Origin of the sequence: Streptomyces hyaluromycini, assembly GCF_002217755.1 — a bacterium.
GTDB classification, from domain to species: Bacteria; Actinomycetota; Actinomycetes; order Streptomycetales; family Streptomycetaceae; genus Streptomyces; species Streptomyces hyaluromycini.
In genome coordinates this window covers 616,887-630,725 of sequence record NZ_BCFL01000016.1, presented here as the reverse complement: position 1 = coordinate 630,725, position 13,839 = coordinate 616,887, and the positions used below count along the sequence as shown (strand labels likewise).

The 13,839-nt window shown below is 71.2% G+C and carries 17 protein-coding genes; 9 read left to right on the top strand and 8 right to left on the bottom strand.

Going from position 1 to position 13,839, the window contains the following annotated elements; translation table 11 throughout:
- Window positions 1–57 precede the first annotated feature (57 nt).
- Entirely contained in the window at window positions 58–501 is a 444-nt protein-coding gene (locus SSP29_RS02890) for a hypothetical protein (RefSeq protein WP_089098842.1), read from the top strand.
- A 101-nt stretch (window positions 502–602) separates the two neighbouring features.
- Here the strand turns inward: SSP29_RS02890 and SSP29_RS02885 are convergent, their stop codons facing one another.
- The 3 genes from SSP29_RS02885 to SSP29_RS54885 form a co-directional block, all read right to left on the bottom strand.
- Window positions 603–1,715 carry an RNA polymerase sigma factor SigF gene (locus SSP29_RS02885; RefSeq protein WP_089098841.1) on the bottom strand — a complete coding sequence of 371 codons (1,113 nt, stop codon included), beginning with the start codon at window positions 1,713–1,715 and terminating at the stop codon, window positions 603–605.
- Entirely contained in the window at window positions 1,712–2,125 is a 414-nt protein-coding gene (locus SSP29_RS02880) for an ATP-binding protein (protein ID WP_004925829.1), read from the bottom strand. The genes SSP29_RS02885 and SSP29_RS02880 overlap by 4 nt, the downstream gene beginning before the upstream one ends.
- Window positions 2,126–2,398: 273 nt before the next feature.
- Window positions 2,399–2,659, bottom strand: coding sequence for a UBP-type zinc finger domain-containing protein (locus tag SSP29_RS54885; RefSeq protein ID WP_089098840.1), 261 nt, complete (start codon window positions 2,657–2,659; stop codon window positions 2,399–2,401).
- 61 nt (window positions 2,660–2,720) lie between these two features.
- On the opposite strand from SSP29_RS54885, the gene SSP29_RS02870 reads away from it, so the two are divergent.
- Window positions 2,721–4,316, top strand: a complete 1,596-nt coding sequence (locus tag SSP29_RS02870) for a Na+/H+ antiporter (RefSeq protein ID WP_089098839.1) — start codon at window positions 2,721–2,723, stop codon at window positions 4,314–4,316.
- A gap of 217 nt (window positions 4,317–4,533) precedes the next feature.
- Here SSP29_RS02870 and SSP29_RS02865 read toward each other — a convergent pair whose 3' ends face one another.
- Together SSP29_RS02865 and SSP29_RS02860 are read right to left on the bottom strand one after the other, a co-directional pair.
- Window positions 4,534–5,415 carry a 1-aminocyclopropane-1-carboxylate deaminase/D-cysteine desulfhydrase gene (locus SSP29_RS02865; RefSeq protein WP_089098838.1) on the bottom strand — a complete coding sequence of 294 codons (882 nt, stop codon included), beginning with the start codon at window positions 5,413–5,415 and terminating at the stop codon, window positions 4,534–4,536.
- A 33-nt stretch (window positions 5,416–5,448) separates the two neighbouring features.
- Window positions 5,449–6,039, bottom strand: coding sequence for an N-acetylmuramoyl-L-alanine amidase (locus tag SSP29_RS02860; RefSeq protein WP_089098837.1), 591 nt, complete (start codon window positions 6,037–6,039; stop codon window positions 5,449–5,451).
- Window positions 6,040–6,375: 336 nt separating this feature from the next.
- Between SSP29_RS02860 and SSP29_RS02855 the strand changes: the two genes are divergently transcribed.
- The 4 genes from SSP29_RS02855 (at window position 6,376) to SSP29_RS02840 (ending at window position 9,719) form a co-directional block, all read left to right on the top strand.
- Entirely contained in the window at window positions 6,376–7,782 is a 1,407-nt protein-coding gene (locus tag SSP29_RS02855; RefSeq protein WP_089098836.1) for a family 2B encapsulin nanocompartment shell protein, read from the top strand.
- A gap of 113 nt (window positions 7,783–7,895) precedes the next feature.
- Window positions 7,896–8,996 (top strand): family 2 encapsulin nanocompartment cargo protein polyprenyl transferase, encoded by a 1,101-nt coding sequence (locus tag SSP29_RS02850; protein WP_089098835.1) that lies wholly within the window; start codon window positions 7,896–7,898, stop codon window positions 8,994–8,996.
- A 156-nt stretch (window positions 8,997–9,152) separates the two neighbouring features.
- Window positions 9,153–9,362 carry a hypothetical protein gene (locus tag SSP29_RS51335; protein WP_107436135.1) on the top strand — a complete coding sequence of 70 codons (210 nt, stop codon included), beginning with the start codon at window positions 9,153–9,155 and terminating at the stop codon, window positions 9,360–9,362.
- Between the two features lie 9 nt (window positions 9,363–9,371).
- Window positions 9,372–9,719: a DUF952 domain-containing protein gene (locus SSP29_RS02840; protein ID WP_089098834.1), complete on the top strand. Its 348-nt coding sequence runs from the start codon at window positions 9,372–9,374 to the stop codon at window positions 9,717–9,719.
- Here SSP29_RS02840 and SSP29_RS02835 read toward each other — a convergent pair.
- The 3 genes from SSP29_RS02835 to SSP29_RS02825 all read right to left on the bottom strand — a co-directional run bounded on the left by SSP29_RS02835 (window position 9,716) and on the right by SSP29_RS02825 (window position 11,383).
- Complete coding sequence (locus SSP29_RS02835; protein WP_089098833.1) at window positions 9,716–10,465, bottom strand: VOC family protein; 750 nt, start codon at window positions 10,463–10,465, stop codon at window positions 9,716–9,718. The two genes, SSP29_RS02840 and SSP29_RS02835, sit on opposite strands and share 4 nt — an antisense overlap.
- A gap of 18 nt (window positions 10,466–10,483) precedes the next feature.
- On the bottom strand, window positions 10,484–10,903 hold the full coding sequence (locus SSP29_RS02830; RefSeq protein ID WP_089098832.1) for a VOC family protein: 420 nt from the start codon (window positions 10,901–10,903) through the stop codon (window positions 10,484–10,486).
- Window positions 10,904–10,984: 81 nt separating this feature from the next.
- Window positions 10,985–11,383, bottom strand: coding sequence for a helix-turn-helix transcriptional regulator (locus SSP29_RS02825; protein WP_089098831.1), 399 nt, complete (start codon window positions 11,381–11,383; stop codon window positions 10,985–10,987).
- A 106-nt stretch (window positions 11,384–11,489) separates the two neighbouring features.
- On the opposite strand from SSP29_RS02825, the gene SSP29_RS02820 reads away from it, so the two are divergent.
- From SSP29_RS02820 to ppk2, 3 genes are read left to right on the top strand one after another with little or no spacing between them, the layout of a single operon-like run.
- Complete coding sequence (locus SSP29_RS02820) at window positions 11,490–12,644, top strand: inorganic phosphate transporter (RefSeq protein ID WP_089098830.1); 1,155 nt, start codon at window positions 11,490–11,492, stop codon at window positions 12,642–12,644.
- Window positions 12,645–12,658: 14 nt separating this feature from the next.
- Window positions 12,659–12,889, top strand: a complete 231-nt coding sequence (locus SSP29_RS02815; protein WP_089098829.1) for a hypothetical protein — start codon at window positions 12,659–12,661, stop codon at window positions 12,887–12,889.
- 33 nt (window positions 12,890–12,922) lie between these two features.
- On the top strand, window positions 12,923–13,825 hold the full coding sequence (ppk2, locus tag SSP29_RS02810) for a polyphosphate kinase 2 (RefSeq protein WP_089098828.1): 903 nt from the start codon (window positions 12,923–12,925) through the stop codon (window positions 13,823–13,825).
- The last annotated feature ends 14 nt before the right edge of the window (window positions 13,826–13,839 follow it).

Genomic DNA, 13,839 nt, shown 5'->3' with positions numbered 1-13,839 from the left:
CACTCGGGTGCGAGGGGCGCGGGTCCCGCCGCGGGGCCGAGGGCTACCCTTTCCGGCGTGAGCAGTGAGCATGTGCCTACGGCCGAGAGCGCCGACGGAATCGACGGACCCCGCCCGCGACGGCTGACGTATGCCGCCGCGCTGGCCGGGCTGGAAGGGCTCGCGCTGGTCGTCGGCGGGGTGTGGCTGGCGGTGCTCGGGTTCACCGGGGATCCGGACGACCGCGGGCAGGCGATCACCGGGGGTGTCACCGTGATCGTGCTGGCGCTGCTGCCGCTGATCGCTGCGCGCGGGCTGCTGCTGCGGAAGAGCTGGAGCCGGGGGCCGGCGGTGATCACGCAGATCATGGCGCTGCCGGTGGCGTACAACCTGTTGCAGGCCGACAGTCTGGCGATTCCGGTGGGGATCGTGCTGGCGGTGGTGGCTGTGGCTTCGCTGGTGTTGCTGGTGAACTCTGCTACTACCCAGGCCCTTGGGATCAAAGGGCCGGGTCGTAGCTGACCTGCGGGCCGGTGGGGGCTGAGCGCGCCCACGCGGCGGAGCCGCATATTGATACAGCCCCGCGCCCCTTTGGGGCGCGCTCGGCCCCGGGGCGCTTGAAACTACTCCTCGACGAGCAACTTCTCCCGCAGCTGCGCCAAGGTCCTCGCCAGCAGCCGTGAGACGTGCATCTGGCTGATGCCGACCTCCTGGGCGATCTGGGACTGGGTCATGTTGCCGAAGAAGCGGAGGAGAAGGATCCGCTTCTCTCGGGGCGGGAGGTCTTCCAGCAGGGGCTTGAGGGACTCGCGGTACTCGACGCCCTCCAGGGCCTCGTCCTCCGCGCCGAGGGTGTCGGCGACCGCCGGCGACTCGTCGTCGGTGTCGGGGACGTCCAGGGACAGCGTGGAGTACGCGTTGGCCGACTCCAGGCCCTCCAGGACCTCCTCCTCCGAGATCGCGAGCTTCTCGGCCAGCTCGTGGACCGTGGGAGAGCGGCCGTGCTGCTGGGACAGCTCCGCCGTGGCGGTGGTGAGCGCGAGGCGCAGCTCCTGCAGCCGGCGCGGGACGCGGACCGCCCAGCCCTTGTCGCGGAAGTGGCGCTTGATCTCGCCGACCACGGTCGGGGTGGCGTACGTCGAGAACTCCACGCCCCGGTCCGGGTCGAACCGGTCCACCGACTTGATCAGGCCGATGGTGGCGACCTGGGTGAGGTCGTCCAGCGGCTCGCCGCGGTTGCGGAACCGGCGCGCGAGGTGCTCCACGAGCGGCAGATGCATCCGGACCAGCCGATTGCGCAGCTCCGCGTACTCGGCGCTGCCCTCCTTCAGTCCGCGCAGCTCGACGAACAGGGCGCGCGCGCCGCTGCGGTCCTGAGGCTGGCTGCGTTCCTGAGGTTCGTGCTGGGTCGCCTGCACCACCTCCGCGGCCAGCGCCTGGTCCTCGGCGTATCGCTCGTGCTCGCTCATCGTCCCGCCCGTCGCCCTTCCACGAGCCTTCGCCCCGGCTCGGTGCGGGGCCGCGACCCCGTTCCGACCTTCCGGGGGCGCGCTCTGCACGGCACCCTCCAGACCGACCTGCGCGGAGGCGTCCTCCGGGTGCGGCCTGGCCTGTTCCGGGATGCCGTCGATGCCGTCAGCCATGCGGCGGGAGCCGGCCTCGGGGCCTTCGCCCCCGGCCGGCAGCTCCCGTGTGCCGCGCTCTTCGTCCCGCACCGGCCCGTCCCCGTTCCTCACGCCGGCCCGGGTCCCGCGCCGCGCTGTTTGTAGAGGCTGATCGACACGGTCTTGTCCTCGTCGACGGCCGACGAGACCTTGCCCGCCAGGGCCGAGAGCACGGTCCAGGCGAAAGTGTCGCGCGAGGGGGCGTGGCCGTCCGTGGTCGGGGCGGAGACCGTGACCTCCAGCGAGTCGTCGACGAGGCGGAAGACACAGCTGAGCACCGAGCCGGGAACGGCCTGCTGGAGCAGGATCGCGCAGGCCTCGTCGACCGCGATGCGCAGATCCTCGATTTCGTCCAGGGTGAAGTCCAAGCGGGCGGCGAGACCGGCCGTGGCCGTGCGCAGCACCGACAGGTAGGCACCCGCAGCCGGCAGCCGGACTTCCACGAAGTCCTGGGTCGCGGGCTCGCCTGCGATCTGGGACACCCTCACCTCCATGGTGGTACAAGCTTTTCGGGGCCGAGGGTCGCCCCTCGGGGTAACGCACTACGTGGTTCAGCGGTGACGCTACCGCGCTCCGAACTTTTCTGTCCCCGGGACCCCAACCCCCTGGACGTCACTCACAGTAAACCTGTGGATACGCTCCGTGTCTAGGGGTCTGCCTTGCCCAATTGGGAAGAGCGCGCGCCGGGTTGACGTACCCCGGCGTCGAACCGTCGAACCGTCGGCGCTGTCGTCTTCAGCGGCCGTAGTGCAGTGTCACACGAGCACGTGGTCGACAAAGCACCAGCGCCAGTCCTCGCCGGGCTCGAACGTCCGCATTATGGGGTGGCCGGACGTCTCGTGGTGGCCTGTCGCATGTCTTCCCGGCGACGAGTCGCAGCAGGCGACGTGGCCACAGGTCAGACAGAGCCGCAGCTGTACCGGGTGCCACCCCTTGGCGAGACACTCCGGGCACGTCTCGTTCAGCGGGTCGGGTTCCGGGTGCGGCAGCGCCTCGCGGTGCGTGCACTGTTTCATGATTGCCAGATTACGACGGGTGTGCGGGTGGCCGCGCGAAAAACGAGGGCGGGCGAGGATCATGGACGTGATGCCACTGCTGTTGCTGGTGGCGGGGAGCGCCGCGATCGCGGCGGCGGCCCGGCGCACTCCGGTGCCGGCGCCCCTGCTCCTGGTGGCCGTCGGGCTGGTGGTGTCGTACATCCCCGGCATCCCGGACTACACCCTCGACCCCGAGGTCGTCCTGCCGCTGCTGCTGCCGCCGCTCCTCTACACCTCGGCGTCCGACAGTTCCTATCTCGACCTGCGTGCCCAGATGCGGCCGGTCGCGCTGCTCTCGGTCGGATACGTGCTCTTCGCGACCTTCGTGGTCGGCTGGGCGGTCTACCTGCTCGTCCCGGGCATGCCGCTGCCGGCCGCCCTGGTGCTGGGCGCGGTGGTGGCCCCGCCGGACGCGGTGGCGGCGACGGCGGTCGCGCGACGGGTGGGCCTGCCGTCCCGGATCACGACGATCCTCCAGGGCGAGTCGCTGCTGAACGACGCCACCGCGATCACCGCCTACAAGGTCGCCCTGGCGGCGGCCGTCGGCGCGGGCGCCACCTGGATCGGCGGCATCGAGGAGTTCCTGCTCGCGGCGGTGGGCGGGGTGGGCGTCGGCCTGATCCTGATGGCGCCGCTGCACTGGCTGCGCACCCACCTCAAGGAGCCGCTCCTCCAGAACACCCTCTCCCTGCTGATCCCCTTCGTCGCCTACGGCGTCGCCGAGCAGTTCCACGCCTCCGGAGTCCTCGCCGTCGTGGTCGTCGCGCTCTATCTCGGCCACCGCGCGTGGGAGGTCGACTTCGCCACCCGGCTCCAGGAGGAAGCGGTGTGGAAGATGGTCGCCTTCATCCTGGAGTCGGCGGTCTTCGCCCTGATCGGCCTGCAACTGCCGATCGTGCTCAGGGGACTCGGGCAGTACGCGGGCGTGCAGGCCGCCTGGTACGCGGTGGTCGTCTTCCTGGTGGTGGTCGCGGCCCGGTTCGCCTGGGTGTACCCGGGGACCTTCGTGCCCCGGATCCTGTCCGCGCGGATCCGGGAGCGCGAGCCGAACCCCACCTGGAGGGGTGCGATGGTGACCTCCTGGGCCGGGATGCGCGGGGTGGTCTCCCTGGCCATCGCCTTCTCGATCCCGGTCACCGTGCACGGCGGCGGCGCCTTCCCGCACCGCAACCTGATCCTGTTCCTGACCTTCACCACCGTGATCGGCACGCTGGTCGTACAGGGACTGACCCTGCCCCCGCTGATCCGCCGCCTGAGCTTCCCCGGCCGCGACCCGCAGGCCGAGACCCTCGCCGAGGCCAACGCCCAGGCCCAGGCCTCCCGTTCGGCCGAGGCCCGCCTCGACGAACTCCTCACCGACGACCGCAACGAACTCCCGCCACCGCTCGCCGACCGCCTCCGCTCGGTCCTGGAGCGCCGCCGCAACGCCGTCTGGGAACGCCTGGGCCAGACCAACCCCGTCACCGGCGAGTCGGTCGACGACACCTACCGCCGCCTCTCCCGCGAGATGATCAGCGCCGAACGCACGGTCTTCGTCCGGCTCCGCGACCACCGCTACATCGACGACGAGATGCTGCGCACCCTGCTGCGCCGGCTGGACCTGGAGGAGGCCGCCGCATACCGGGAGGCCGGGTGAGCCGGCGCGTTCCGAGTCGGCGCATTCACCCCCTGCCGCCGGTCCGGCGGGGGATCATTGGAGCGACGCGGCCGAAACGTGGGGACAGGGTGGCCCGGGGGGATCGATGACCGACACTGACACCGACGCGCACGCGCAGCGGTTCCTCATCAGCCTGAACAGGAAGCGCCAGGCCCAGAAGCTCCGGAAACTCCGCACGTCCAGGTCCGCCCACTGATCAGGCCGTCAGCACCGCCACCACGTCCACGCCCCGCCCCAGGCCGCCCTCCCGGGCCAGCTCGACCAGCCCGTACAGCAACTTGGCGACATACAGCCGCTCCACCCGCACCCCGTGCCGCTCCTCGAAGTCCTCCGCGAAGGCGTCGAGTTCCGGTGCCGTACGCCCGTACCCGCCGAAGTGGAACCGCTCGTCGAGCGACCACCGTCCGCGCCGCCCCCCGAACGCCTCCTCCTGCAACCGCCGTATCTCCCCCGCCAGGAACCCGCCCCGCAGCACCGGCACCCCCAACGCCCGCTGCCCCGCCCCCAGTCCGGCCGCCAGACCGGCCAGGGTGCCCCCGGTCCCGCAGGCGATCGCCACCACGTCGGCCCGCCCCCGCAGCTCCGCGCCGAGGGCAACGCAGCCGCGTACCGCGGCCGCGTTGCTGCCGCCCTCCGGCACCACGTACGCGCCCTCGGCCGCCACCGCCCGCAGCAGACCGGCCAGCACGTCCGGCTCGGCCTTGCGCCGGTAGGTCGGCCTGTCGACGAAGTGCAGCCGCATCCCGTCGGCCGCACACCGCGCCAGTGCGGGATTCAGCGGCCGGCCGGCCAGTTCGTCGCCCCGCACCACGCCCACCGTGGGGAAGCCGAGGAGGCGGCCGGCGGCGGCCGTGGCGCGCAGGTGGTTGGAGTACGCCCCGCCGAAGGTGACGAGCGGACGGCCGGCCGCCGCCTCGATGTTGGGGACCAGCTTCCGCCACTTGTTGCCGATCAGCTCCGGGTGGATCAGGTCGTCCCGCTTGAGCAGGAGACGGACGCCGTGCCGGGCGAACCGGTCGTCGGTCACCTCCTGGAGCGGGGAGGGGAGCCGGGGGGTGAGTATGTCGGCGCTGGTCACGTCGTCATTGTCGCCCGGGGCGGTCGCACGGGCTCACTTCAGCCGGTCCCGGACGCGCTCGCGCAGCCAGGCCATCGAGAAGCCGCGCGGGTCCGCCTTTCCCGGCTGCCACTCCAGGTGCCCGATCACCGACCGCTCCGACCAGCCGTGCTGCCGGCACACCGCCGCGGCCACCTTCTCGATCGCCTCCAGCTGGGCCTCGGGCCAGGGGTCCTCGCCGTCGCCCAGGTTCTCGCACTCGAAGCCGTAGAAGTGCCGGTTGCCGTCGGTGTTCGCCTCGTTGTCGGGGGGCAGGGCCTTCTCGGCGATCACCGCGCGCAGCACGTCGTCGTCGCCCGGGCCCGCGTGGTTGGCGCGGCCGTAGCCGACGAGGTGGACCGTGCCGTCCTTGGTGACGACGCCGTGGCACAGCGGTCCGGGGAGGTCGGGGCGGCCGTCGTAGCAGATCCGGACCGTGCGCTCGGCGCCGTGGGTCACCGTGTGGTGGATCATCACGCCGTGGACGGGCCCCCAGGGGCCCTTGTGGTTCCGGTTGTGTTCTCTCCAGTCGCCGACCTCGACGACCGTGACGCCCTCGTCCCGCAACACGTCGAGGAAAGTGCCCGCGGACATGGGTGGGGCCATGACCGCCTCCTTCGCATCTGAACTGCCTGCACTGTCCGAGCTGTCTGCACTGTCTGAGCTATCCGGATCTTCCAAATCTTCTGGGCTTTCTACAGAAGTCGGGCTTTCCGGGCCAGCCTTGTTCGAACGCGTTCGGATCTCGTGCGAGTAGATCAGGACAAGTCGTCATATCGAGGGGCGGCGGATGGCGGGATGTGTCGGCATGCCCAGTAGTCCGATGATCCATTCCCGCTCTTTCGGGTAATGGTCCCAGCACGCTCCGTGATGAAAGGGTGACCCGTGAGACCGATGCGTGGGCAGTTCGGCGCCCGCGCAGGTATGGGAGGGCATTTCCTTATGTCGGTAGGCGAAGAGGTCCGCACGGATCAGGGCAAGCCGCAGCAGTCTCTGGACACGGCGGCAGCGCGGAACCTGGCCACCACGACCAAGTCCGCGCCACAGATGCAGGAGATCAGCTCCCGCTGGCTGCTGCGGACACTGCCCTGGGTCGACGTCCAGGGCGGCACGTACCGGGTGAACCGACGGCTCACCTACACGGTCGGCGACGGCCGTATCACCTTCCTGAAGACCGGCGACCGCGTCGAGGTCATCCCCGCGGAGCTGGGCGAGCTGCCCGTGCTGCGCTCGTACGAGGACGAGGAGGTGCTGGCCGAGCTGGCCCAGCGCTGCCGGCAGCGCGACTTCGCCCCGGGCGAGGTCATCGCCTCGTTCGGCAACGGGGCGGACGAGGTCCACCTGCTCGCCCACGGCCGCGTCGAGAAGATCGGCACCGGCCCCTACGGCGACGACGCGGTGCTCGGTGTCCTCGCCGACGGCGCTTACTTCGGCGAGCAGGGCCTGCTCGACCCGGACGCCATCTGGGAGTACACCGCCCGCGCGGACACGGCCTGCACCGTGCTGACCCTGTCCCGGCAGGACTTCGAGCAGGTCGCCGAGCGCGCCGACTCACTGCGCGAGCACCTTCAGCAGCTGCGCGCGATCCCCGAACAGCGCACCAACAAGTACGGCGAGAAGGAGGTCGCCCTCGCGGCCGGCCACAGCGGCGAGCCCGACATCCCGCACACCTTCGTCGACTACGAGGCCCGGCCGCGTGAGTACGAGCTGAGCATCGCCCAGACCGTGCTGCGTATCCACACCCGCGTGGCCGACCTCTACAACCAGCCGATGAACCAGACCGAGCACCAGCTGCGGCTCACCGTCGAGGCGTTGAAGGAGCGCCAGGAGCACGAGCTCATCAACAACCGGGAGTTCGGCCTGCTCAGCAACTGCCAGTACGACCAGCGGCTGCAGCCGCACGACGGCGTGCCCAGCCCGGACGACATGGACGAGCTGCTCAGCCGGCGGCGCGGCACCAAGTTCTTCCTCGCCCACCCGCGCGCGATCGCCGCCTTCGGCCGTGAGCTCAACAAGCGCGGACTGGTCCCGGAGACGGTCGAGATCGGCGGCAACCGCATCCCGACCTGGCGCGGCGTCCCGATCTACCCCTGCAACAAGATCCCGGTCACCGAGGCCCGGACCACCTCGATCATCGCCATGCGTATCGGCGAGAACGACCAGGGCGTCATCGGACTCCGGCAGTCCGGGATCCCCGACGAGATCGAGCCGAGCCTCTCGGTCCGCTTCATGGGCATCAACGAGCAGGCGATCATCAGTTACCTGGTCACGGCCTACTACTCGGCCGCCGTTCTGGTCCCGGACGCCCTCGGTGTGCTGGAGAACGTCGAGATCGGCCGCTGGAGGTGACGTTTCCGCACTTGGTGGCCGTGTCCCCGCCCTCCGGGGCGGGTACACCCTCGGGGTACGTGCCGAGCCGGGGCGAACACGCCACGGTACGCGCACTCCGCGAGGGGGAGGTCATGGCCGAGTTCGTGACGGAACGGCAGCAGCGTGCCACGCAGTTGCCGCCGGGGAGGTCGGAGCCGCTCGACGGGTCCGAGGCGACGGCGATCCTGGAGCGGGTCCGGGCGTCCGTCGACCCCGAACTGCGCACCGCCGTGGCCTCGTTGCCCGCTTCGATGGGGCGGATCGCGCGCTACCACTTCGGCTGGGAGCACGCGGACGGCACCCCGGCGGACGGCAACGCGGGCAAGGCCATCAGGCCCGCGCTGGTCCTCGCCGCCGCCGACGCGCTCGGCGGACCGGCGGCCCGCGCGGCCGCCGTACGGGCCGCGGCCGCCGTGGAGCTGGTGCACAACTTCACCCTGCTGCACGACGACGTCATGGACCGGGACACCTCCCGCAGGCACCGGCCCACCGCATGGACCGTGTTCGGCGACGCCGACGCGATCCTCGCCGGGGACGCCCTCCAGGCGCTGGCCCTCAGGCTGCTCGCCGAGGACCCCCACCCGGCGTCCGGGACGGCCGCCGCCCGGCTCGCGGACTGCGTCCTCGAACTGTGCGCGGGACAGCACACGGACACGGCCATGGAGGACCGGGCGCCCGACGAGGTCACCCTCGACGAGGTGCTCGCCATGGCCGAGGCCAAGACCGGCGCGCTGCTCGGCTGCGCCTGCGCGCTGGGCGCGCTGTACGCGGGGGCGGGAGCGGCGGAGGTGGCGGCGCTCGACGGCTTCGGCCGCCAGGCCGGGCTGGCCTTCCAGCTGATCGACGACGTCATCGGGATATGGGGTGATCCACGGCGCACCGGCAAGCCGGCCGGCGCGGACCTGGCCGCCCGCAAGAAGTCCCTGCCGGTCGTCGCGGCCCTCACCTCCGGCACCCCGGCCGCCGCCGAACTCGCCGAGCTGTACGCCATACCGCATGTGCGGGCCGACGCCGACGAGATCGCGCGTACCGCACTGGCAGTGGAGAGGGCGGGCGGACGTGACTGGGCGCAGTCCGAGGCGGCCGACCGGATGGCACGGGCGATGCAGGAGCTCACCCGTGCCGTGCCCGATCCGGAGGAGGCCGGCGGACTGCTCGCGCTCGCCGAGTTCGTGACCCGGCGCAGCCGGTGAGGACCCCGGAGTCCCCGGGACCGCGCGGCTCCTGACCCCGCACGGTTCTCCGGGGGCTCCGGCCCGATGGGTCCCGCACATCCCCACGGTGTGCGGGGCCCGCCGATTCCCGTCCGGCGGCGGGCGCGACCGCCGGGCCCGGCCTACGCTGGGGGCATGGACAGCCAGGACCAGGTCTGTCCGGTCTGCGGACAGGCCGTCGAGCGCGTGGTGCGGCGGCACAAGACCCTGGGAGCCTGGGTTCCGGTCTGGGGACCCGGTCCCTGCCGCAACCCCCGCTGCGGCGAGCGCACCGCCCCGCCGGGCCCGCAGGAGGCGTCACCGCCCAGGCCCCCGCCGCCCGAGTCCGCCGGGCCGAGACCGTAGCGTGTCCGCATGACCGGACTCCCGAACATCCTGCACATCACCGAGCGCTCCCTGTGGGAGGAGGCCCGCGCGCGGGGCGGCTACGAGATGTCCACCCGCGGCCGCACCCTCCAGGAGGAGGGCTTCATCCACTGCTCCACCCGCGACCAGCTCCCGCGCGTGGCGGCCTTCCTGTACGGCTCCTACGACGGCCCGGACGAGCTGGTGGTCCTGGTCGTGGACCCGGCACGGGTCGGTGCCCCCGTGAAGTGGGAGGCGCCGGAGCCGGGCGCGGAGGAGTTCCCGCACATTTACGGACCGATACCGGTCGCGGCCGTGGTCGACGTGGAGCCCTGGACCCAGCCCCCCGTCGCTTAGCCCCTAACCGCGGCTCGGGGGAGGCCGCCGGTCTCCGGGTCGCGGCCGGTCAGGCAGTAGACGCCGCCCGCCGGGTCGCGCATCACCGTCCAGTGGCGGCCGTCGGCCACGTGCACGGCGCCGAGCTCCTCGTGCCGGGCGCGGGTCGCCGGGATGTCCGCGCAGGCCAGGTCGAGGTGGGCGGCGGCGGGCTGTTCGGCGTCCAGCCGCTGGAGCAGGATCCGCACGGGCAGGCCGGCCGGCGGCCTGAGCACCCGGAACTCCGGCAGCGCGCCGGTCAGCAGCTCCCAGCCGGTCAGTTCCGCCCAGAACGCGGTCTCCGCCTCGTAGGCGGACGGCGGGATGTCGAGGCTGACCTGGTCCAGCCGGCTGCCCGCCACGACCGGCGGCCGTACCGACTCCCCGTGCCAGGGTGCTGCGCACCACAACTGCCCGGCGGGCGACCGCAGGACGGCCCACCCGTCGTGCTCGGCGACCGTCTCGGCACCGAGTTCCCGGGCCCGCTTCACGAGGCCGGGCACGTCCTCGACGCAGAGGTCCAGGTGGGCTCCGCCGGGGCCGGACCAGACGCCCTGGAGCTTGACGCAGGCGTCGACGCCGGAGGCCGGCAGCAGCGTCACGAACTCGTCGTCCTCGCCACGGGGTGCGGAGAGGAAGGTGCCGGTGACGGCCGTCCAGAACGCCTGGGCGGAGGCGAGGTGCGCGGCGGGGCGGTCGGCGAAGACGTACGTCCAGCGGATGCTCATGCGGTGATCGTAAATGTGCTACTCGGCTGCCCGGCGTTCCGTGAAGCGCAGCAGGTTGCCCGCCGGGTCCCGGAACGCGCAGTCCCGCACCCCCCAGTGCTGGTCCGTCGGCTCCTGGATCACGTCGCCGCCGTGCTCCCGCACCCGCTCGTACAGCGCGTCGCAGTCGCTGGTGGAGAAGATCACCCCGCGCAGCATGCCCTTGGCGAGCAGCTCGGCCATGGCCTGCCGGTCGGCGGGGGAGGCGTCCGGGTTGGCGCCCGGCGGCTCCAGCACGATCTCCACGCCCGGCTGCTGCGGCGACCCGACGGTCACCCAGCGCATCCCCTCGAACTCCACGTCGTTGTGGACCTCCAGGCCGAGGACGTCACGGTAGAAGGCCAGCGCCTTGTCGTGGTCGTCGACGGCGATGAAACACTGCGCGAGTTTTACGTCCATGGGGCCAGGCTAGGAGGAAACGTCCGGCCGCGCGTGCGGTCGGTTCCGTGCTGTCGGTTCCGTGCGGTCAGTTGTGTGCGGTCAGTACGGCCTGCGGCGTGGGCGGGTGAACGTACGGGCCACGCAGGACGGGATCACCGTGCTCTCCTCGTGGTCCCGCGCCCGGTACGCGCTCGGCGTCTCCCCGACCAGCTCGGTGAACCGCGAGCTGAAGGACCCCAGTGACGTACAGCCGACCGCCATGCACACCTCCGTCACCGTGAGGTCGCCGCGGCGCAGCAGCGCCTTGGCCCGCTCGACCCGCCGGGTCATGAGATAGCTGTACGGCGTCTCCCCGAAGGCCTTGCGGAAGCTGCGCTGGAAATGGCCGGGGGACATGACCGCGGTGCGGGCCAGTTCGGCCATGTCGAGCGGCTCGGCGTACTCGCGGTCCATGCGGTCGCGCGCCCGGCGCAGCCGCCGCAGATCCTCCAGGGTCATTCGCCCAGCATGGCATGCACATCACGCACACGAGCGGGGTCTGTTTTTGGACGGCCGTTTGCCTCTGATTCTCGCGCAATTGATCCGCCCTTGTTTGCATAAAGGAATGGACCACATCACGTTCCTCGTGGCGGTCGTGATCGTCACTGCACTTGCGTTCGACTTCACCAACGGGTTTCACGACACGGCGAACGCGATGGCCACGTCCATCGCGACCGGCGCGCTCAAACCGAAGACAGCCGTTCTGATCAGTGGCGTTCTGAACCTGGTCGGAGCCTTCCTCTCGACGGAGGTCGCCAAGACGATCTCCGGCGGCATTGTGAACGACGCCAAGGTGACCCCAGCGATGATCTTCGCGGGCCTCGTGGGGGCGATCCTGTGGAATCTGGTGACCTGGCTGGTAGGGCTGCCCTCCAGCTCCTCGCACGCGCTGTTCGGCGGCCTGATCGGCGCCGTGTGGGTCGGCGCGGGCTCCGGCGCGATCAACTTCGACAAGGTTGTCGAGAAGATCATCATCCCTGCGTTCGCCTCGCCGGTGGTGGCGGGCGTCGCCGCGCTGATCGCGACGTACTGCGCCTACAAGCTCACCGCCCGCAGCCGTGCGGACTCCGTGACCAAGGGCTTCCGGCTCGGGCAGATCGGCTCGGCCTCGCTGGTCTCGCTCGCGCACGGCACCAACGACGCCCAGAAGACCATGGGCATCATCACCCTGACCCTGATCTCGGTCGGCGCGCTCCCGGGCGACGCCGGCCCGCCGGTCTGGGTCATCTTCACCGCCGGTCTCGCCATCGCCCTCGGCACCTACATCGGCGGCTGGCGGATCATCCGCACCATGGGCAAGGGGCTGACCGAGATCCAGTCCCCGCAGGGCTTCGCGGCGGAGACCGCCTCCACGGCGGTCATCCTGACCTCCGCGCACATGGGCTTCGCGCTGTCCACCACGCAGGTCGCCTCCGGTTCCATCCTCGGCGCGGGCGTCGGCCGGCGGCTCGCGGAGGTCCGCTGGGGCGTCGCCGGCCGTATGGTGGCCGCCTGGGTGATCACCCTGCCCTCCGCGGGGCTGGTCGGCGGCATCTCCGCGGCCGCCGTCAAGCACGGCGGCAACTTCGGCACGGTCGTGGTCGCGCTGGTCGGCGCCGCGCTCGCGACGGGCATCGTCCTGCTGTCGCGTCGTAACCCGATCGACGCCAAGAACGTGAACGACGGCCACGAGGTCGCCGTCCGCACCACGCCCCCGTCCAACGTCGGCACCGCCGCCTGAGTGAGGGAGTACCCATGAGCATCGACTGGACCGCGCTCGGCGAGGTCACCGCGGTGAGCATCGGAGTTACATTCGCAGTGGTGGTTGTCTTCGCCCTGGGCGTCCTCGGGCTCGCCCGCCACGAGGGCGCCAAGGAGCAGGGCGGCACCAGCGCGGTCGGCGCCGCCCAGGCAGGGCTGTGCTTCCTCGCCTGCGTGGCGGTGGTGGCGTACGGCATCTACCTGATCGTGCCGCAGTTCCACTGACCCACCGACCCACAAGCCGCTGAGGAGGACTGGATGACGACGCCGGACCTGCTGTCCGACCTGGCCGACCTGAAGGTCGACTACAGCGACCCGGACGACCCCGTACTCATCCGCCCGGACGGATCCCCGATCGACACCTGGCGGGAGAACTACCCGTACGCGTCGCGCATGGTGCGCAAGGAGTACGAGTGGCACAAGCGGCTCCAGCAGATCGAGCTGCTGAAGCTGCAGACCTGGATCAAGGAGACGGGGCGCCGGATCGTCATCGTCTTCGAGGGCCGGGACGCCGCGGGCAAGGGCGGCACCATCAAGCGCTTCACGGAGCACCTGAACCCCCGTGGCGCGCGCGTGGTGGCACTGGAGAAGCCCACGGAACGCGAGAGCGGTCAGTGGTACTTCCAGCGCTACGTCGAACACCTGCCGACCGCCGGTGAGATCGTGATGTTCGACCGCTCCTGGTACAACCGGGCCGGCGTCGAGCGGGTCATGGGCTTCTGCTCGGACGACGAGTACCGGCGCTTCATGCGGCAGGCCCCGCTGTTCGAGCGGATGCTGGTGGACGACGGGGTGGACCTGGTGAAGTTCTGGTTCTCGGTCTCGCAGGGCGAGCAGCGGACCCGCTTCACCATCCGCCAGGTCGACCCGGTACGGCAGTGGAAGCTCAGCCCGATGGATCTGGCCTCGCTGGATCTCTGGGACACCTACACGGCCGCGAAGGTCGCGATGTTCCGCGAGACGGACACGGAGTACGCGCCCTGGACCGTGGTGAAGAGCAACGACAAGAAGCGGGCCCGTGTCGAGGCCATGCGCAGCGTGCTGGCCCGCTTCGACTACGCCAACAAGGACGAGGAGGTCGTCGGCAGCCCGGACCCGCGGATCGTGGGTGCGGCGGCCGGCCTGCTGGAGGCGGGCGAGGACGACCACGGCGGGCACTGATCCCGTCACCAGGC